Source organism: Haloferax gibbonsii, from assembly GCF_001190965.1.
Lineage (GTDB): Archaea > Halobacteriota > Halobacteria > Halobacteriales > Haloferacaceae > Haloferax > Haloferax gibbonsii.
In genome coordinates, this window is record NZ_CP011947.1 from 1597341 (window position 1) to 1617756 (window position 20416).

Here is a 20416-nt window from a genome sequence, read left to right on the forward strand (position 1 = left end):
GTTTACCCCTGATGGACCCGAGGTTCCGGTGGGAGACGGGTTCTACCGAGTCGCCTCGGCGTCCCCCGAATTCGTCGGTTTTCGGGCATAAATGATGCAAGATGGGCGGCCAATACTTATGGTTCGAGACCCTCGTCTACCTCTATGCGACTTCGGACCGCCTTAAACGAATACAAACGCGACCGGGGCGGACGCTTCCCAGAGGAGTGTCGGACCTCGGACGGGGCGTTCTCCGGTCACGGGGACCGGCTCGTCTACGTCGGCCTCGATGGGTCTCTCCGGGATTACTCTGCTTCGCTTTCGGGCCTCTACGGTATCGACCGCTCTCGGTTCGGCATCGAGGCGGACGGTGAGACGCACTGGTTCGACGAGTTGGAGTCCGTGCGACAGCACTACTACCGGGAGACGAGCCTCGTCGAGACCGAGTACGACGCCGGGGAGTACACCGTCCACCAGTACGACCTGACGCTCGGTCGCGCCCACGTGACTCACGTCGAGCTTCGCGGCGCGATTCCCACCGACGCCCACCTGACCGCCTTTCTCACCTTCGCCCCCGAGGGCCGAGAGACGCGGGTCGGCCGCCTCATCCACGAGGCCGGCGGCCCGAACGACACCCAAGCGGTCGAGGTGTTCCACCGGAACGAACACGACTACGTCACCGCGTCGACCGGGCTCACCGACGTTCGCGGCCAGATTCCCGAGCGGTTCGACGAGATTCTCTCCGACGACACTTTCGACTTCCCGCGGGAGGCCGTCCTCGAACGCTACGAGGACACCCACCTCTCTGGCGACGTGGTCGTCAGCGCCCCGCTCGAACAGGAGGGCCGCGCCGCGCGGACGACTCTCGTCACCCAGCTTTCGGACCACAACGAGATGGCTCGGACCGACGCCCTCGCCGACCTCCGACACTGTTCGGTCCAGCACGCGACCGCCGACGCGCTCCGGGAGGCCGCCCGCGAGCAGGCCGAGGTGTTCGTCCCCGACGGGACGCCGCGCGAGCGAATCGTCCGCGCCGACCTCCGGGCGCTGTCGCTTCTGACCGCGCCCAGCGGCGCGCGAATCGCCGGCCCCGAGTTCGACCCGTTCTACGCCCACTCCGGCGGCTACGGCTACACCTGGTTCCGCGACGACGCCGAGGTCACGCAGGCGCTCGCGCACGCCGACGACGCCTTCCGCCTCGGGCTCGGCGACCGCCTCGCGACGAGCGCTGAGTTCTACTGCGAGACGCAACTCGACGACGGCACGTGGCCACACCGCGTCTGGGCCGTCGACGGAACCGTCGCCCCCGGCTGGGCTCACGGCCGCGTCGAAGGCTCCGGCGACGAGGAGTATCAGGCCGACCAGACGGCGAGCGTCGTCGCCGCGCTCGCGTCGCTCCTCGCCGAGCGCCGCGACGACCTCGACGACGAACTCGTCGGTCGCATCCGCTCGACCGTCGCCGCCGGCGTGTCGGGGCTCGACAGCAGCCTCGAAGCCGACGGCCTTCCGAAGCCCTGTCAGAACGCGTGGGAGAACATGAGCGGCCGGTTCACGCACACGGCCGCGACGTTCCTCCAAGCGTACGCCACGGTCGCCACCGCGCCCGTAAACGACGACCTTCGGGAGCGCGCCGCCGAGCAGGCGACCGCGGTGTACGAGGGGCTCGACGAACTGTGGTCCGAAGAGCGCGAAGTCTACGCCCTCCGCATCGACCGGAACGGCGAACTCGACGACCGCCTCGATTCGGCCACGTTCGCCCTCGTCGACGCCATCGACGCCTACGCGGACATCGAGGAGGTCGAATCGAAGACCGCGAACCGGCTCGTCAAGCACATGGCCGCGACGCTCAAGGGGCTCTACCGCAACCCCCGCGGCGACGTCGCCGGACTGGTCCGGTTCGAGGACGACTACTGGCGCGCCGACGGACAGGACGGCGAGAAGGTCTGGTCCGTCTCGACCGCGTGGGGCGCGAACGCCGCCGCGAAGTTCGGCGTCCTCTGCGACCGCATCGGCAAGGACGGCCGCCGGTTCGTCGAGCGCGCGACGAACCTCTACGAACTGCTCCAACCCGACGGTCCCCTCACGACCGAGGCGGGCTACCTCGCCGAGCAGGTGTTCGACGACGGGACCTTCGACAGCGCGACGCCGCTCGGATGGCCCCACGCCATTCGGATGGAGACGACGGCCATCCTCGCCGACATCGACGCGCTCCCCGCGCCGAAGCCCGCGCCGACCGGCCCGGAGAACCGACCGCGGTGGACGACCGGCGAGAAGTACGGCATCGGCACCGTCGCCGACCACTACGCCGAAGACCCCTCGCGCGTCTGGTTCACCCTGACCGAGGGCGCGCTGACCGAGGTCCGCTTCCCGCGGGTCGACCTGATGAACCTCCGGACGCTCGACTTCCTCGTCGTCGACGCCGACCCCGACGACGAGTACACGGCGCGCACTCACAACGAGACCCGGCGGGACGACCACGCGGACACGGTCAAACGCCGGGCCGAAATCGTCGACGACGACGCGCTCGTCTTCCGCCACGTCGTCACCGAGACGGGCGACGGTCGCGGCCACGAGTGGGAACTCACCGTCGAGTACGTCATCGACCCCGAACACGACGCGATGCTCGCGGACGTGCAGTTCGAGTCCATCGACGGCGACGACTACGAGCTGTACACCATCGCCGACACGGCGCTGGCGAACACCGGGACGAAAGACCGCGGCATCCGCCTCGGCCAACTCGGGAGCTATCACCTCGTCGCCCGCGACGCGGGCGCGTTCGACGCCGGCGACGGCCACGAACCGCTTCTCATCGACCAGGACGGAAGAGAGTACAGCGTCGCCATCGCGCTCACCGCCGCCGGCCGGTTCGAGTGGGCCACCGTCGGCGTCGCCGGCTCGCGGTACCTCGCGGACTTCTTCTCGAAGGGCGAACTCCCGAGCGCCCAAGAGCGCGTCGACGACGAGAACGTCGTGCTCGTCGGGCGCATCGGCACGGGCGACGAACTCGGCGAGACGCTGGCGCTCGGCTTCGCCGAACACGCCGACACCGCCGCCGCGCTGGGCGAGGCGGCCGGCGCGCTCACCCGCGGCTACGAGACGGCTCGGGCGGCCTATACCGACTCGTGGGCCGACTTCCTCGCCGACAAGGAGCTCCCCGGCTCGGTCGACGACGACGGCGAACTCGCGGCGCAGTACAAGACCTCGCTCATGAGCCTGCGGGCGGTCGAGGACAAGACCTACCTCGGCGCGGGGCTCGCCTCGCCGTCGGTGCCGTGGGGCGAGGCCGTCCCGGCCGAGGAGGCCAAGGGGTACGGCTACAACTTCGTCTGGTCGCGCGACCTCTATCAGGTCTTCACCGTCTTCGAGGCCGTCGGCGACGTCGAGACGGCCATCGACGCGCTGGAGTACATCTACACCTACCAGCAGGACGACCGCGGCTTCATCCCGCAGAACACCTACCTCAACGGACGCACCCGCTGGGGCGGCGAGCAGATGGACAACATCTCGTTCCCGCAGGTGATGGCGTACATGCTCAAAGAACGCGGCGTCGCCTTCGACGACGTGGCCTACGACTACGAGAACGTCAAGTACTCCGCCGACTACGTCGCGCGGAACGGGCCGCCGACCGCACAGGAGCGCTGGGAGGAGGAAGCCGGTTACTCGCCGTCGTCCATCGCGGCCGAAATCGCCGGCCTCGGCTGCGCGGCGTCCATCGCGCTGGACGAGGGCCACACCGAGGACGCGCTCGTCTGGCTGGCGCTGGCCGACGACTGGACAGAGCGCGTCGACGACTGGACCGCGACGCGGACCGGCACCGACCGCAACACGCACACGCCGTACTACGTTCGCGTCACCCGCGACGGCGAGCCCGACGCCGGGCACCTGCGGACGCTCGCGAACAACGGGCCGACGCTCGACGAGCGCGAGATAATCGACGCCGGCTTCCTCGAACTCACCCGCCTCGGCATCAAGCCCGCCGACGACGAGATAATCCGGAACTCCGTGAAGGAAGTCGACGAGACCATCCGCGTCGATACGCCCCACGGGCCGGCGTTCTACCGGTACAACGGCGACGGCTACGGCGAGCGCGAGCGCGACGAAGAGGGCGCGCCGTGGTCCGTCGACGCCAAAGGGAAAGGTCGGCTCTGGCCGATCTTCACCGGCGAGCGCGGCGAGTACGAACTGCTCGCCGGGACCGACGAGGGCGACCTCGCGCCGGACAACCTGCTGCGGACGATGGCCGCCTTCGCCAACTCCGGCCGCATGCTCGCAGAGCAGGTCTGGGACCGCGAACACGCGACCGACTACAACTGGGAGTTCGGCGAGGGAACCGGCAGCGCGACGCCGCTGGCGTGGTCGATGGCCCAGTTCATCCGCCTCGCCCACGGCGTCGAAGCCGGCGAACCCGTCGAGACGCCCGCGTTCCTCCGCGAGCGATACGTCGAGTCGGACCGCCCCAGCGGGCCGTCGCTCCGCGTGAGCACGCGCTTCAAAGGCGACAAACTCGTCGTCACCGGCCAGACCGACGCCGCCGTCGTCGCGGTCAAGACGCCCGGCGAGACCCGGCTCGTCGAACCCGACGACGGGACGTTCGAAGTCGAAGTCGCCATCGAGTACGGCGAGAACCAGGTGACCGTCGCCGCGGCGACCCACGAGGACCTGACGAAAGCCGGCACGACCGTCTCGCGCTTCACGCTCTGAGGCGGCGCGAACGACTTTCGTTCGGGTCGATTTTTTCGATTCCGCCAGCATCGCTTTTCCGTCTCCGGCCTAACGGTCGGGTATGCCGGTCTACCAGCGTCGAACCCGAATCGCCGCCCCGCTCGAGCGCGTCTGGGAGTTCCACTCCGCGGTGTCCGGACTGGAGGCGCTCACCCCGGCGTGGATGAACCTCGAAATCGAGTCGGTCCGCGGCCCCGACGGCGAAGAGGACCCCGACGAACTCGTTTCCGGGACGGAAATCGAGATGTCGATGCGACCGTTCGGCGTCGGCCCGCGCCAGCGGTGGACCTCGCGCATCCTCGACCGCGAGTCGGGCGAGGGAACGGCGTGGTTCCGCGACGACATGGTCGGCGGCCCCTTCTCGCGGTGGGTCCACACCCACCGGTTCGTCGCCGACGGCGACGAGACGATTCTCGAAGACCGCGTGGAGTACGAGTTACCGTTCGGCCCGCTCGGCGACCTCGCGGGCGTCTTCGGTGGCGTCGGCTTCGAGGGGATGTTCCGTGCGCGACACGCCGAGACGAAGCGGCTGTTGGAAGAAGAATAGGGACGGGGAGGTCGGACGCGCCGACGGTTCAGTCGTCGCTGAGCGAGAAGCGCGGTTCGACCTCGGAGCGGACGCCGCCGATGTCGAACTCGAACCGCGCGCCGCCGAGGTCAGGTTCGGGCGCGGTGACCTCGATGTCCCAGCCGTGGGCCTCGACGATGCTCTCGACGATAGAGAGCCCGAAGCCCGTCCCGGACTCGGAGGTCGTGTGACCGTGTTCGAAGACGGTGTCGCGCTCGTCGACCGGGATTCCGGGGCCGTCGTCGGCGACGTAGAAGCCGGTCTCGGTGGGGCCGACGCGGACGGTCAGGTCGTCGGCCGCGTCCTTCGACGCCCCGTCTGCGGAGGCGTCGCCGGGAGCATCCCGGCGGCCTGTCGAGCCGTGCTCGACAGCGTCACCGGACGCAGTCCGGTTGCCTGTGGAACCGTGTTCCACAGCGTCACCAGACGTAGTCTGGTTGCCCGTCGAGCCATGCTCGACGGCGTTCCGAAACAGGTTCTCGAACGCCTGTTGGAACCGGCCTTGGTCGGCCTGCGTGGACCCGAGGCCGTCTTCGACGACGAGCACCGCGTCGTCGCCGGTGTCGACCGCCTTCCACGCCCGCTCGGCGACGTTCTCGATGGCGACCGAGCGCGTCTCCCCGACCTTTCGGCCCTGTCTGGCCAGTTTGAGCACGTCGTTGAGGAGCGTGTCCATCCGGGTGACGCCGTCGAGCGCGCGGTCGAGGTAGGCCACGTCGTCCTCCTCGCGGGCGAGTTCGACGAACCCCTTGGCGACGTTGAGGGGGTTTCGGAGGTCGTGGGAGACGACCGACGCGAACTCCTCGAGGCGGTCGTTCTGCCGCTGGAGTTCGCGCTCGCGTCGCTGGCGGGCCAGCGTGTGGGTGACGTTGTTGGCGACCGAGCGCAGGAGGTCGACCTCGGTGTCGGTCCACGACCGACTCGTCTCGACCACGTCGAAGACGACGAACCCGACGAGCGCCCACTTCGAGACCATCGGGACGGCGACGAAGCCGCCGGTCTCGGCGTCGGTGAGCACGCGCTTCGTGTCCGACGCCTCGGGCGGGAGGTCCGAGACTCGGTGGAGCCGAACGTTTTCGAAGCGATGGAGCCGTTCGACCAGCCAGCGAGCGTCTTCGAGGGCGACGCGCGCGGGATGCTCGCGCGGGTCGCCGCCGCGCCAGTCGTGCATCAGCGCGGCGACGTTCGTCTCGTCGTCGTAGAGGTAGACCGAACAGCGGTCGAGGTCGGCCACCTCGCCGACGGACTGGAGCGTCCACTCGATTTTCGTGCCGATTTCGTCGGTCTCGGCGCTCATCAGCGACGTGGACGTGTCCAAGACGGCGTCTTTCAGGCGCGTCTCGTAGCGCAGGCGGTTCCGGCGGCGGCGGCGCTCGGTCACGTCCTGTAGCGTGCCGATGACGGCGGGCTCGTCGTCCTCGGTGGGACGGAGCGCGAGGTGACCCTCGCACAGGAGGTCGTCGTCGTGCGGATACGCGGGACCGGGCGAGAGCACCGTCTCGAAGCGTTCCGTGTCGGGAGCGTCAGGGGCGACGACCCGCTCGAAGGCCGCGCGAATCTCGTCGTCGGACTCGGCGGCGAGGTCGGCGAACTCGCGGCCGATAATTGCTTCCCGGTCGTAGCCGGTGAGCTCGCAGAAGACGCCGTCGGCGGAGGTGAAGCGACCCGACGAATCGAGCGAGTAGACGCCGCTGTCGAGCACCTCGATGGCGGTGCCGTAGCGCTCGGAGGCCGCCTTCGCGCGGTACTGCGAGACGGCGTTGACGACCCGGTTGGCGAGGACCGTGTACTGGTCCGTGCCGGTGTCTTTCTGCATGTAGTCGGTCGCGCCGACGCGGAAGGCGTCGCGGGCGACCTCCTCGGAGCCTTTGCCGGTAAAGAGAATGAAAGGGAGGTCGGGGTGTTCGGAACGGACCGCGCGGAGGAACTCCAGCCCGTCGATATCGGGCATGTCGTAGTCCGACACGACGCAATCGACCTGTTCCTGTCGGAGTCGTTCGAGGGCGTCCGCCCCCGAGTTCGACGTCGAGACCGACAGGTCGACGTCGCCGGCCTCGCGTTCGAGGTAAATCGACACGAGGTCCGTCAGACTGGGTTCGTCGTCGACGTGGAGGACACGTACGTCTGCCCCCGACCCGTCGTCCATACGGAGTAGCGACCGCTCACCGTAATGAGCGTTGTGACGCGGTTATCAGCGCCGATAACTGACTCGGAGACGGGAGACGAACAGGCGCTTCGCCGGACGGCCATTCGGAGGCTGGACAGCCCCCTCGTGGCGGGACAGGTCAGGACGCGCTGACGTAGATACCGCCGAGGACGACCGCTCCGCCGAGGACGGTCGGGAGCGTGGGAATCTCACCGAGGAGAAAGAGCGCGAGAATCGTACTGCCGACGGGCTCGCCGAGAAGAGAGACGGAGACGACGCTCGATTCGAGGTGGGCGAGCGCCCAGTTGATGACGGTGTGTCCGAAGATACCCGGGCCGACCGCCATCCCGAGAAACAGGAGCCACTCGCGGGCCGGATAGCCGGTAAGCGGGTCGCCGCGGCCGACCGCGACGACGAGGAGCGCGGCGGCACAGACCGTGTAGACGACGACCACGTAGGGGACGAGCGAGACCCTGCTTCGGACGCTCCGGCCCGTGAGGACGTAGGCGGCGGCCGTCACGGCACCCACGACCGCGAGCCCGTTTCCGAGAAGCGGGCGCGGCGCGCCGCTGGCGGTGAGGAAGTCGGAGACGGACATGAGCACCATGCCCGCGAGCGCGACGCCGGTGCCGACGGCGGTGCGGCGGCTCACGCGCTCGTCGAGGACGGCCCACGCGCCGACGGCGACGAACAGCGGTTGGGACTGTACGAGCGTGACGCTCGCGGCGACCGTCGTGTGGTTGAGGCTCTCGAACCACGACGCGAAGTGGGCCGCGAGCGCGACGCCCGCGCCCCCGGCCGCGAGGAGGTCGCGCCCCGAGATGGTCGCCAGCGCGTCGCGGTGGCGGACGAGCGCGACCGGCGCGAGAAGAGCCACGGTGAACAGGACCCGATAAAAGGCCTTTATCAGGCTCGGCGCGGCGCTCCAGCGCACGAGGATGGCGCTCGTGCTGACCGCGAGGACGGCGATGCCGAGGCCCGCGAGCGGCGAGATGGGAGCGTCGGAGTCGGGCGTTGACACACCCCCACGTCGCGGGGGGTCCGCTTACCGTTTGTGGGTCTCGGTGAGTCGCAGCCGGCCGGCGGGAAACAGGGACGGGAACGGGTCGGGAAGCGGGGACGGGAACGGGGACCGGTTTTCCCCGACAGCGCTACTCCTTCCGGGCTCGAATCAGCGCCTTCGGGTTGGCGAACGAGACGACCTCGTCGCCGTCGAACACCACGTCGAACAGCGCTTTCGCCTCGTCGGGCGCCTCGCGGAAGCGGCGTTCGAGTTCGGCCCGGTCGTCGGGCGAGACGTTCGTCCGCTCGGTCCACGGGTCGAACTCGAGGCGTATCGCTGCGGTCTCGACCGCTTCGACCGACAGGCCCGCGGCCTCGAACCACTCGCGCCACCGCGAAACCGGGTGGAGTTCGACGTGGGTCGGGTCGCGGAGCACCTCGACGCCGTTGAGGAACTCGGCGAGAGTCGCGTCCTCGGGCGCGACGTTGTCCTCGAAGGCGAGGACGCCGCCGGGTTCGAGGACGCGCGCGACCTCCGCGACGAACGACTCGGGGTCGGGGAAGTGGTGCGCGGCGATTCGGCAGGCGGCCGCGTCGAAGGAATCGTCCGCGAAGGGAAGGCGCTCCGCGTCGGCGACGACGCCCGTGACGGGGTATTCGCGGACCGCGGTGGCGACCATCTCCGGAGCGGCGTCGGCCGCGACGACCGAGGGAACGCCGGCCTCGGCTATCGCGCCCGCGGTGTGACCTGGCCCGGTCGCCACGTCGAGCGCGCGGGTCGCGCCGCGGCACCACGACGCGAGCGTCTCGCGGTCCTCGCCGAGGCGGTGGACCTCGCTGTCGAAGTACGACTCGGCGGCGCTCCCGAACTGGGCGGCGGTTCGGCGTTTCTCGTCGCTCATGAGGCGAGGTTCGCGGAGGGCGGTGAAAAAGGGGAACGGGGAGACAGGTCGAACGGCGGGCGGAGTCTATTCCCGTCGGCGGCGCACGGGGCGACGCTACGCCGCGTCCGCGTCCACGTACTCCGGGCGCTCGGCGTACGGGATGGGGTCGCGCTCGCCGAGGTTCTGGAACGCCTGCAGGCGGAACGCACAGGAGTCGCAGGTGCCGCAGGCCGGCTCCTCGGCGCGGTAGCAGGACCACGTGTGCTCGAAGGGGACGCCGAGTTCGAGGCCGCGGCGGGCGATGTCGGTCTTCGAGTCGTGGACGAAGGGAACTTCCAGCGAGATGGTCGTGTCGGGCTTCGTGCCGACGTCGACCATGGCCTCGAAGGCGTCGAAGAACTCGGGGCGGCAGTCGGGGTAGCCCGAGTAGTCCTCGGAGTGCGCGCCGACGAAGACGGCGTCGCAGTCGTTCGCCTCGGCGTACGAGACGGCCATCGACAGGAGGTTGGCGTTGCGGAAGGGGACGTACGAGGTCGGAATCTCGTCGGCGTCCATGTCGGCGTCGGCGACGGCCATCGAATCGTCCGTGAGCGACGACGCGCCGATTTGCTTCAGGTGGCTCGTCTCGATGTGGAGGAAGTCGCGGGCGTCGAGTTCGTCGGCGAGCGCGCGGGCGCAGTCGAACTCCTTCGACTCGGTCTTCTGGCCGTAGGAGGTGTGGAGCGCGTAGAGTTCGTAGCCGCGTTCCTTGGCCTCGTAGGCGGTCGTCGCGCTGTCCATACCGCCGGAGAGGAGGACGACGGCGCGCTTTTCGTCGGACGTGGTGTCTGTATCGGTATCGGTAGTCATCGTTGTCGTGGAATGATTCGGGGTTCGTTCGGAGTGTGTTCGAGGTGCGTTCGGAGTGTGTTCGAGGTGCGTTCGGAGTGTTTTCGGAGGTTCTCAGGTCTCGGGCGCGTCGTTCCAGAGGTCGACGTGGAGTCTCGGCGTGTAGCGGTAGCCGAACGCCGCGGCGAGGTCGGCGACCTCGGTCCGGGTCCGGGCGAGTTGCTCGCGGGTCTGTCCTTCGGGCATGAGCAACACGTCGCTATCGTGGACTTCGCGGGCCGCGACGCCGCGCACGTCGGCGACGAGCGACTCGATTTCGTCGATGTCGTCGCGGCCGGTGACGACGAACTTCAGTTGGAAGTCCGCCGCGTGTTCGACCAGCGAGGCGAGCGCGTCGAGGTCGACGCGGGCGTTCTCGTGTCGCTCGGTCCAGACGCCGGGGTCCACGTCGGCCGGGGCGTTGTCGGGCGTCGGCGTCGACGACGCGAGTTTCGGGCTGATGCTCGCCAGGTCGACCGGCGCGTCGGTTTCGAGCGTCCCGTTCGTCTCGACGGTCAGGTGGTAGTCGTCGGCGAGCGCCGACAGGAGCGCGTCGGTCTCGTCGTGGACGAGGGGTTCGCCGCCGGTGACGACCACGTGCTCGGGAGAGCGCGACTCGACCTCGGCGACGATTTCGTCGAGGCTCATCCACGCGTGAGTCGGCTCCCACGAGGTGTGAAACGAGTCGCAGAACCAACAGCGGAGGTTACAGCCGCTGGTGCGGACGAACGTGCTCGGAACGCCGGCGAGTTTGCCTTCGCCCTGTAACGACGCGAACAGCTCGTTTATCGGGAGGCGGTCGCCCTCGGCGTCGGTGTCGTCACGGGCGACGGTGTCGGAGACGGGCATCAGAAGCCGGCGCAGAGTTCCGAGGTTTCGCTGACCGAGACCGAGACCTCGGAGACGTTGTCGGGAAGCACAGACAGAAGCTTCTCTTCGAGCACGACGGCCATCATCTCCGCCGTCGGCGGCGCGTCGAGGACGACCGTCCCGTCGGCGTCGCCGGAGCGCTCGAACGCCTCGACCAGCGGGTCGCCGGACTCGACGAGGAAGCGGTGGTCCCACTCGTCGATGACGTCGGTCACGACGCCCTTGTCGACGACCCAGCCCTCGTCCGTGAGGTCGCCGACGACGCGAACCGAAATCTCGTAGTTGTGCCCGTGCGGGCGGCTACACTTGCCGTCGTGGTGGAGGAGGCGGTGGCCGGCGCTGATGCGGATGGGCCGGTCGCGACCGATGTGGAGGACGCGCTCGCCTGCTCGGGACAGCGGGGTCTCGTCGTCGGCTTCCACCGACTGTGTGTGCTCTAGTGTTCCCCGAGGCATATTGAGGGATTATCACGAGAGTATTTAATTCTCTTGTCTCGGCTCTGTGGGCCGAATTCAGCGACTCACGAGCCGCGGACCGCCCGGGAAAAGGAACCATGCCGACGGTAGGTGACCGCCCGAAGACGAGCTGAGTGGATACGGTCGAGCTACGGTTGGTGCGCGATTGCCTCGCGCCACTGGTCGGGGACGCGGGTTGGGCGGCCTTCGCCGTCCATGGCGACCTGGACCGTCTCCCCGGTGGCGACGACCTCGCCCTCGTAGGAGAGCGTGTAGTAGATGGGGAAGCTCTTGCCGCCGGGGTCGCCGGCCTCGACTTCCACCTCGACGGTACCGACGCCCTCGATGGGTGCGCGGTAGTCGAGTTCGAGATGCGCGACGACGATGTGCGGGTCGGAAAGCGGAGTGTCCATCACCTCTTCGAAGAAGCGGACGCGGGCCTGCTCGCAGTAGGTCGCGTAGACCGCGTTGTTGACGTGTCCGAACGAGTCGTGGTCGCGGAACCGGACTTCCACCTCGGCGACGAAGCTCATTGCGGTGCGCGACACAGGCGAGAAGTATAGCACCGACGGTTTGTCTCCGGCGGACCCGGTGAACGAAAGCGGACGAGGGGACGGGTGAGAGGAGAGAGACGAGTGAAGAAGACAGCGGGGCGAGTGCGGGGAGGAAGACGGACCGCAGACGCCTCAGTTCGCCGTCCGAGCGGACTGGTCCGCCGGAGCTGACTGTCGACCGTGGAGTGCGACGGCCTTCCAGACGTTCGAGCGCGAGCCGGCGCGGACCATCTCGACCGGAACGCGAGCGCCCTCGGAGAGGGACGCCAGGGTGTCGCGGATGCGCTCTGACTCGTAGGCCACGAGGTGGCGCGTTTCGTTCGTCTCGTGCAGTTCGACCGTCATCGTCTCGTGGTCGTTCATCTCGACGCGGACGTTCACCAACACCGGCGCGGACGCGAGGGTCACCATCACGCTCACCTACGAATCCGCCCGGCATAAGCCGTTATAATACTGATATCTTCGGATATGGACTCTACATAGACGGCTGGAACCCACCGAAGAGGCGTCAGTGAGTCCGCTGGATGAGGAGCCAACCAGAGGGGTACAGCCATGTCGAGTCGGGCCTAACGACCGGGTGATGGGCGACTCCGAGTCTCGACCCGAGCGCGACCCGCCCGGTCCGACCGTCACGGTCCACGTCCGCGACACCGACGGCAAGGTCGTCACCGACCTCAGCGTCGAACGCGGGACCGTCCTCCGCGACGCGCTTCTTGAGGCCGGCATCTCGCCGTACGCACGGTTCACGAAGCGTGCGAACTGCGGCGGACGCGGCCTCTGTGCCACGTGCGGCGTCCGGATTCGTTCGAGCGAACCGACGGCCGACCACTGGCACGACGACCTCGCGGCTCGATTCGGCTACCCGCGGCTCTCCTGTCAGATTCGTGTCGACGAGCCGATGACCGCCGAGTTGGTCGAGAAGACGGTGTGGGGTGGGCGGGAGTAGAGAGTGTAGAGGATGCGGTGGGGCAGTCGGGAGTAGAGAGTGTAGAGGGTGCTGTGCGGCGAGACTTAGGGAATGAACCGACCAATACGGGAGCAGACGGGCCGCTCTCCCCGATTTGAACTCACTCGCAACGCTTCGCGTTGCTCGCTGCTCAACTCGGGTCGAGAAGTCCTTCACATTCAACACCGCTCGCTACGCTCGCGGGTGTTGAAGTTCAGTCCGCTCTCCCCGATTTGAACCCAGTCAGACGACGCGTTCACTTCGTTCACGCGCTGCGACTGACCTGCTCAAACCGGCTCGACCGGATTTTGCAAGCAAAATCCGCTCTCCCCGATTTGAACGGGGGACAAGCCGATCTACAGTCGGCTGCTCTGCCAGGCTGAGCTAAGAGCGGTCAAGAGAATCTCAATCTACGGTTAGACTTAAGAATTCTCATTCCGGGCGGCCAAGCGCCCGACGACGGCGCGGTTACTCGTCGGACATCGCCGACTCCGAACCGTCCGCAGACACTGGCTCCTCGCCATCTGAGTCGGGGTCACCGTCACTCGCCTCGGTGTCGAGGTCGTCAGAACTCGTCTCGCGGACGCGAATCCCCTTTCCGGCGAGGTGTTGCATCTGTCGCTGGGCGAAGTCCTCCTCGCTGGTCCCGCGGGTGGCGAGCACGTAGACGAGCGCGCTCCCCGTCGGACGCATGGTTCGACCGGCGCGCTGGGAGCCCTGCCGACGAGAGCCGCCGAGGCCGGAGGCGACGATTGCGAGCCCGGCGTTCGGGAGGTCGATACCCTCGTCGCCGATGCGGGAGATGACGAGCGTGTCGAGGTCTCCGTCTCGGAACGCCTCGAAGTACGCCTCGCGGCGGTGGTGACGGGTCTCGCCGCTGACGAAGGGGACGTCGAGCGCCTCTGAAATCGCCTCGCCCTGGTCGAGATAGTCGACGAAGACGAGCGTCTTCGAGTCGGCGTGGCGGGCGCGGAGCCGACGAATCTCGAATATCTTCCCGGGGTTCATCGCCGCGAGCATGTGCCGCTCGCGGCCGTCGCTGGAGGCCCACTCGTTTCTGGCCATGTCGTCGCCCCAGCCCACGTAGCGAATCTCGACTTCCGGCTCCTGAACGTAACCGGCGTCGAAGAGCTTCCCCCAGTCGGTCCCGATAGGCGGACCGATGAGCGTGAAAATCTCGGCCTCCTTGTCGTCCTCGCGGATGGGCGTCGCCGACAGTCCGAGGCGGTGCTTAGACTGGAGGTCGGCGCTCCGCTGGAAGACGCGACTGGGGATGTGGTGGGCCTCGTCGTAGATGATGAGCCCCCAGCGACGCGAGTCGAAAAGCGAGCGGTGGCGGTCCATCCCGGCGGTCTGGTAGGTCGCGATGGTGACGGGTCGAATCTCCTTCGCGCCGCCGTGGTACTCGCCGATTTGGTCGGCGTCGAGGTCGGTCGTCGAGAGGAGTTCCTCGCGCCACTGGCGGGCGAGTTCGCGGCTCGGGACGAGAACGAGCGTCTCGCCGCCGACCGCGGCGAGCGCGCCGATACCAGCGATGGTCTTCCCCGCACCGGGCGGACCCACGAGGACGCCAGCGCGCTGGTCGACGAATCGGTCGACCCAGTCTCGCTGGTAGTCGCGGAGGTCGACGTGAAGCGAGACGTCGAGTTCCTCGCCCTCTTCGAGGTCGCGGTCGTCCTCGACGGGGTACCCCGAATCGTAGAGGATGCGCTTTATCGCCGCGATTTCCTCGTCTCTGACCCACGCCTCCGTGTCCGAGATGGGCGCGTAGACGTGGTCGTCGTCGAGTTTTTGGAGGGCGACGTTGCCCATGAGGCTCTCCGTGGCCGCTTCGAGGACGGTGTACCCCTCCTCGTGGGAGTAGAGGCGGAACTGGTGGGCGCGCTTCCACTGGTCTTCGACCCACGCTTCGAGGTGCGGCGACCGCTCGGGGAGGACCGACCGGAGCATCGAGAGGAGCGAGTCGACGTCGTCGAAGGGCGCTTGCCACACGTCTTCCTGCCGAATTCGATAGAGGTAGCCTCGGCCTCTTCCCTCGCGGTCGCCGGTGGTATCGACGAGGTGCGCGAACTGTGAGAGTCGCGCCCGCGTGTACTGGGTCGGGTTGTCGACGACGATTTCGCGGCGCTTCGGGAAGAGAACGACCCGCTCCCGCGAGGCGAGTTCGCCCCACTCGGTCGGATACCAGACGGTCGGGTCGGTCTCGACGTTCACCCGCTGGACCCGACCGGCGTCGGCGAGCGCGTCGAGTCCGTCCATCGCGTCCGCCTGCGAGACGCCGAGACGCCGCGCGACCTGCTGGGCGGTCACGACGGGTCGGCCCTCTGATTCGAGCGCCTCGTAGAACGACGCGAGCGAGACGCCGTCGTCGGCCTCGCTCGCCCCCTCGGCGGCGGTTGGCGACGCATCGGTCGCGTCTGCCAGTCGGTCGAGCACGTCTGCGGAGGCGTCGGCCTCGTCGGTCTCGGCGTCTCCGTCGGGAGGACTCGGGTCCCCGTCCTCGGCAGTCATCGAAGGCGGGTACGGCCGCGACGGGGAAACGGCTTGCGACACCGAGAGCGACTCGCACTATCGAGAACGAGGCGGTTTCGACTATCGGGACGTACTCGACTGCGCCGGAGCCATCCGGTCGAACACGGACCTGAAGTCGTCGCTGACGGTGAGGAACTCCGGGAACTCCTCGAGCGTCCGGACGCCGTCGAGGTAGACGTATTCGACCGGTTCGGGCGGAATCTCCTCGAACACCTGAACCGGACCGCGTTCGGTGAGGCCGACGAACGGACGTCCCTCGGGGTCGGTCTGCGGAGTCAGTTCGTGTTCGAGGTACAGTTTCGCCATCGCGAGCGCGCTCGCGAGCGGGACCTGTCCGGGGGTCAACTGCCACGTGACCCCGCGGTCTTCGTAGTGGACGGTGGTCACGTAACCGTCGTCGAACCGGAAGCAGTCGACTCGCTCTCCCGAACGAGACCACCGCGTCTCCGTCGAACGGGAGCGTTCGAGGGACCACTCTCGGTCGTTCCCTCGGCCCGACACGGCTTCGCTGAGGCGCACCCACACGCGACTGAGCGCACGCATACGGTATCGGTTCGTTCCCCTGGGTAATTGCATTGACGCCACGCTATCGACACAGTCCGTCGCGGGAGAACGTTCCGAGCGTGGACGAGCGGGGGTGCGCGTGAGTCGCATGCACACCTCGTTTCCGGTGAACGAGAGGACGAAACGCGAGTCGTAGACCTCGACAAAAGTCGGCGACTGCAGTCGGTCGGCACCGGTCAGTTACCGACCCGTTCCCGCGGGAAGTACCACACCTCGCTTCCGGTGAATCGCAACTCCGCGTGAGACGGTCAGAGACACCACGTTTCCGGTGAATTGGTCGAAATATACGAGGCTGAAATCCGACCTCGACGGCGAGGATACCTCGAACCGCGAGTGTTGGGACCGCCGGTCGAGACCGATGGCTGAACGTCGCGTCGTCCGAACGCCGCATCGGCTGAACGTCGCATCAGCAGCCGTTGCAGCGGTGGTCCCGCTTCGAAGTCAGCCGATTCCCGAGTCAGCCGCTGCCAACCGACCGAGCGGAGAACGTAGCAGCGCTGACAGACACCACGTTTCCGGTGAAATACGACGCGGTGGAGGGAGGCAGTAATCACGTCGGAATAGGTGTCGACTCGCTGGTGAGCTACGGGAACGGAGTCACGCGCACACCACGTTTCCGATGAACTGGCCCGAGCGTCTCTCGGTAGGGAGCGAGCCGAACAGCGGCAGGTGACGCCCGTTCCTTCTCCGTGGTTTTCGGCCTGAAGTGAATCGGTCCACTTATTACCAACACACCACGTTTCCGGTGAAATGCGATGCGAGAGACGCTATACCATCTATATCGGCTCGAACCCCCGGAACGGTGTGAGACACCGCGTTTCCGGTGAGCGACTGGACTGTGTCAACTTCTGACGGTCAACTGACCACTTTCTCCGTGTCGGTGGTAGAGGAGCCCACGTATAACAATAGTTAAATAGTTTATTTGTGTTACCGACCATTGATACACTCGCAAACACGACTATACTCGGAACTCGAGTATTAGTCGACCGGAACGACACGTCCTGAGACGCGTGTTTTCGGTGTTCTAACCGTCCCTATCGGAGCTTGCGGGTCTCTGAGTACCTGTTCTACTGGTCGTATCGACGGTTACCGCGGGCGACGTTCATTGAGTTCTGTCACGGCGACAACGAGCACGTCCAGGGTAGCTACCACCGATATTGCCGGACTCTCGGGGCTCGCCTTCGCTTTCGACCTCGTCACTGGACGAGAGACGAGCCGAGATTCCTCGACCCTCGCCGGGTCAGGTAGACTCCCTCACACCGTGTTTCCGGTGAATCAATACCTGCGTTTCGTGTGGACGGGAAACCGGGGTTCGTGGTCGTTCACCGGAAACGTGGTGTGTGTGTGCTGGGTCGAATGGTAAGTCCTTTCACCGGAAACGTGGTGTGTTGCGAACATGCCTAACGCCAGCGACGACCTCTTCACCCGGGAGGACCCCATCTTCGCCAACAAGGAGTTGTTGGAGATAAACCACCTCCCGGGGGAGGGTCGCATCGTCGGTCGCGACGACGAGATCTCGGATCTCGCGACCGCGGTGAACCCCGCCATCTTCGGACAGAGCCCGAGCAACGTCCTTATCTACGGGAAGACGGGGACGGGGAAATCGCTCTGTGCGAAGTACGTCTCCCAGCGACTCGTCGAGACGGCCGAAGAAGAGGGAGTGAAAGCGACGTTCGCCTATGTTGATTGCGCGCAGGACACGACCGAGACGCAGGCCGTCCAGACTATCGCCGACAGCGTCAACGACACCGCGATTACCGGAATCAAAGTCCCCGACAAGGGACTCTCGACGTCGACGTACTACAAACGACTGTGGCGCATCCTCGATTCGCTGTACGACGTCGTCCTCATCATCCTCGACGAAATCGACAAACTGAGCGACGACGACATCCTCATGCAGCTCTCGCGGGCGGGAGAGGCCGGCAAAATCGCCGGCTGTAAGCTCGGCGTCATCGGAATCAGCAACAAGATCCAGTACAAAGACCGGATGGACGAGCGGGTGAAATCCAGCCTCTGCGAGCGCGAATTCGTCTTCCCGCCGTACGATGCGAACCAACTTCGCGACATCATGGACGCGCGCAGCGACGCGTTCCGCGACGGCGTGTTGGACCCGTCGACGATTCCACGGGCCGCGGCGCTCGCCGCCCGCGAGCACGGGGACGCGCGGAAGGCTATCGACATCCTGCGATACGCGGGTGAGATTGCCCAGTCTATGGGCGCGAGCACGGTCAGAGAGAACTTCGTCACGCAGGCGCGACAGCGCGCGGAGACCGACCGCTTCCGCGAGTTGATTCGCGGGTCGACGCCGCACTCTCGCTACGTGTTACAAGCGCTGGCTATCCTCTCGCTTTCGAACCAACAGCAGGATGGCTTCCGGACGAGCCGCGTCTACGAGGTTTACGAGAACATCTGTCGGCAGCAAGGTTCCGATAGCCTGTCGCTTCGGCGGGTCCGCGACCTGCTGAAAGAACACGCCTTTCTCGATATCATCGAACAGTCGAAACACAGCGGCGGAAGTGCGGAAGGAAGCTACACCAAGCACCAACTGCTCGAAGACCCGGACGTAGTGAAAGACGTTCTCACCGAGAACGCGGACACCTGACGGGGAATCAGGGGACCGACCGAAAGCACGTAAGGGCCGAATCGCCTAGTGGGGGACGCTGCACCGCTGCAAGTACACCTCTGTCGAGCGACCTCTTATATTTTATTGCAGTAGTATGTGATTGGAATTATCACGTGTGACCGGACCGGTCACACCATCGGTTGTCGAGGGCGAGTCACGATTCCAGTTGTTCGAGCGGGATTGATGTCGAACAGACGGATTCGTACAGGCTCTCGACCCACGAGACGACCTCCGGGGCGTCACCGTCGACGAGGGACGTCAGGTTACCGTGTTCGTCGTAGGCAGAGACGACTCCGTGGCCGTCGACTAGTAGGAGGCCGAAGTCGAGGTCTTCGTCGGTGACTCGGAGTTCGAACTGGTCGAGGTCCTGTGCGCGCTCGAACGACTCGGGGTAGGCGTCCATCGACCGTTCGAGGACGTCGCGGTCGACGACGAGTTCCATCCGCGTGTCCGGGCCCAATACGTCTTTGGCCGACTCGTTGAACACCCGACTCACGATGGGCGTGACACCGCGGAAGCGGTCGACCGGCTCGTTCCCGACGATGGTCAGGTATCTGTTGAGCGGTGCGTGAGGGTCGTTGTCGGCAGCGGTGGTGATATTCATCTGGCTGAGGACGCCGGGCGGTGCGCCCTCACAGATTTCCGCGGCGTTCGCCAGGAACTCGCTCATTCTATCGGCGCACTCGACCGTACCGATGAACTCCGCGTACTGGTCGTGGACCATCACGCCACCCGCGGTGAGATGGTAGACTCCCTCGGTCTTTTTGACCCATCCGCGGTCACAGAACCCTGCGAGTGTCCGCTGTGCCGTCTCCCTCGCACAGTCACAGATGTCCGCGAGGTCAGTTGGCCGACGCGGCTCGACTGCCAGCGCTTGGAGAATAGCCTCCCTGCTTTGCGACCCGACGAGGAACGCAACGTCCTCCCGCGCACTCATGTGCCATCCGTTAGACTGTTCCGTATTTTACACTTGCGGGTGTTCAGGTCCGTAACGCGGCGAAAAATCGATAGTTCGGGAGCGTCTATCCGAGCAGTCCGAGCGCGTCGATGCGCTCGACGATCTCTTCGACCGCGGTCTCCGCGTCGTCGGTCCGCTTTCCGCCGGTAATGACGATTTTCCCGGAACCGAAAAGCAGGATGACAACCTTCGGCTCGTCCATCCGATAGACGAGGCCGGGGAACTGCTCGGGCTCGTACTCGACGTCTTCGAGACCGAGTCCGATAGCCAGCGCGTTCAGGTTCAAGTTGTGTCCGAGGTCCGCGCTGGAGACGATGTTCTGGACGGTTATCTCTGGCTCGTCATCGACGGGAATCTTCAGCTCGCGGAGCTTGTCGAAGATGATTCCGAGTGCGTCGTGCACGTCGTCGATACTCTTTGCGCCCGTGCACACGATCTTCCCCGAGCGGAAGATGAGCGCAGCGGCTTTCGGGTCCTGGGTGCGATAGACGAGGCCCGGGAAGTTGTCCGGGTTGAAATCTGCACCGGGGAGGTCGTCGGCGAGGGCTTCGAGGTCGAGCTCCTGACCGATCCCGGTCGATGCGACTACGTTCTGAATCTCGATGGAGTCTGCCGGCCCACTCATTGCTCGCACGTGAATCGTACCTCCGGCCTTATAAAGCGACCCGTTATAAACCGACTTCAACGGGTCGATTCTATCGACACCTCGCACGCACGCGAAACTAATACATTGATTTCTCGCTCAG

At 66.3% G+C, this 20416-nt stretch carries 16 protein-coding genes and 1 tRNA gene; 4 read left to right on the plus strand and 13 right to left on the minus strand.

The genetic code is table 11. From position 1 onward, the window contains the following. Positions 1-144: 144 nt before the first annotated feature. Positions 145-4680 (plus strand): glycoside hydrolase family 15 protein, encoded by a 4536-nt coding sequence (locus ABY42_RS08355; protein WP_050459176.1) that lies wholly within the window; start codon positions 145-147, stop codon positions 4678-4680. Positions 4681-4762: 82 nt separating this feature from the next. Next, the gene (locus ABY42_RS08360) at positions 4763-5248 is read left to right on the plus strand and encodes an SRPBCC family protein (RefSeq protein WP_049968550.1); all 486 of its coding nucleotides are present in this window, start codon (positions 4763-4765) and stop codon (positions 5246-5248) included. 28 nt (positions 5249-5276) lie between these two features. Here the strand turns inward: ABY42_RS08360 and ABY42_RS08365 are convergent, their stop codons facing one another. From ABY42_RS08365 to ABY42_RS08400, 8 genes are all read right to left on the minus strand, one after another. Then, positions 5277-7415 (minus strand): hybrid sensor histidine kinase/response regulator, encoded by a 2139-nt coding sequence (locus ABY42_RS08365; protein WP_050459177.1) that lies wholly within the window; start codon positions 7413-7415, stop codon positions 5277-5279. A 139-nt stretch (positions 7416-7554) separates the two neighbouring features. Beyond that, positions 7555-8436 carry a DMT family transporter gene (locus ABY42_RS08370; RefSeq protein WP_050459178.1) on the minus strand — a complete coding sequence of 294 codons (882 nt, stop codon included), beginning with the start codon at positions 8434-8436 and terminating at the stop codon, positions 7555-7557. Positions 8437-8566: 130 nt separating this feature from the next. After that, positions 8567-9319 (minus strand): class I SAM-dependent methyltransferase, encoded by a 753-nt coding sequence (locus ABY42_RS08375; RefSeq protein WP_050459179.1) that lies wholly within the window; start codon positions 9317-9319, stop codon positions 8567-8569. 96 nt (positions 9320-9415) lie between these two features. Continuing rightward, complete coding sequence (gene queC, locus ABY42_RS08380; protein ID WP_004976544.1) at positions 9416-10150, minus strand: 7-cyano-7-deazaguanine synthase QueC; 735 nt, start codon at positions 10148-10150, stop codon at positions 9416-9418. A gap of 93 nt (positions 10151-10243) precedes the next feature. Next, positions 10244-11017 (minus strand): 7-carboxy-7-deazaguanine synthase QueE, encoded by a 774-nt coding sequence (locus ABY42_RS08385; RefSeq protein WP_050459180.1) that lies wholly within the window; start codon positions 11015-11017, stop codon positions 10244-10246. Continuing rightward, entirely contained in the window at positions 11017-11493 is a 477-nt protein-coding gene (locus ABY42_RS08390) for a 6-pyruvoyl trahydropterin synthase family protein (RefSeq protein WP_050459181.1), read from the minus strand. The genes ABY42_RS08385 and ABY42_RS08390 overlap by 1 nt, the downstream gene beginning before the upstream one ends. Before the next feature lie 149 nt (positions 11494-11642). Next, positions 11643-12026, minus strand: a complete 384-nt coding sequence (locus ABY42_RS08395) for an acyl-CoA thioesterase (protein WP_050459182.1) — start codon at positions 12024-12026, stop codon at positions 11643-11645. Between the two features lie 153 nt (positions 12027-12179). After that, positions 12180-12458: a hypothetical protein gene (locus ABY42_RS08400; RefSeq protein ID WP_050459183.1), complete on the minus strand. Its 279-nt coding sequence runs from the start codon at positions 12456-12458 to the stop codon at positions 12180-12182. A 169-nt stretch (positions 12459-12627) separates the two neighbouring features. Here ABY42_RS08400 and ABY42_RS08405 point away from each other — a divergent pair, with 169 nt between their 5' ends. Further along, positions 12628-12993, plus strand: coding sequence for a 2Fe-2S iron-sulfur cluster-binding protein (locus ABY42_RS08405; RefSeq protein ID WP_050459184.1), 366 nt, complete (start codon positions 12628-12630; stop codon positions 12991-12993). Between the two features lie 320 nt (positions 12994-13313). Here the strand turns inward: ABY42_RS08405 and ABY42_RS08410 are convergent. From ABY42_RS08410 to ABY42_RS08420, 3 genes are all read right to left on the minus strand, one after another. Further along, positions 13314-13387, minus strand: a tRNA-Tyr gene (locus ABY42_RS08410). A gap of 74 nt (positions 13388-13461) precedes the next feature. Then, entirely contained in the window at positions 13462-15504 is a 2043-nt protein-coding gene (locus ABY42_RS08415; protein ID WP_050459185.1) for a DEAD/DEAH box helicase, read from the minus strand. 81 nt (positions 15505-15585) lie between these two features. Further along, on the minus strand, positions 15586-16068 hold the full coding sequence (locus ABY42_RS08420; RefSeq protein ID WP_004976537.1) for a hypothetical protein: 483 nt from the start codon (positions 16066-16068) through the stop codon (positions 15586-15588). A 1417-nt stretch (positions 16069-17485) separates the two neighbouring features. On the opposite strand from ABY42_RS08420, the gene ABY42_RS08425 reads away from it, so the two are divergent. Next, positions 17486-18691, plus strand: coding sequence for a Cdc6/Cdc18 family protein (locus ABY42_RS08425; protein WP_004976536.1), 1206 nt, complete (start codon positions 17486-17488; stop codon positions 18689-18691). A 175-nt stretch (positions 18692-18866) separates the two neighbouring features. Here the strand turns inward: ABY42_RS08425 and ABY42_RS08430 are convergent, their stop codons facing one another. Beyond that, positions 18867-19649, minus strand: coding sequence for a helix-turn-helix transcriptional regulator (locus ABY42_RS08430; RefSeq protein WP_231608251.1), 783 nt, complete (start codon positions 19647-19649; stop codon positions 18867-18869). 85 nt (positions 19650-19734) lie between these two features. Then, positions 19735-20295 carry a TATA-box-binding protein gene (locus tag ABY42_RS08435; RefSeq protein WP_004041616.1) on the minus strand — a complete coding sequence of 187 codons (561 nt, stop codon included), beginning with the start codon at positions 20293-20295 and terminating at the stop codon, positions 19735-19737. Positions 20296-20416 lie beyond the last annotated feature (121 nt).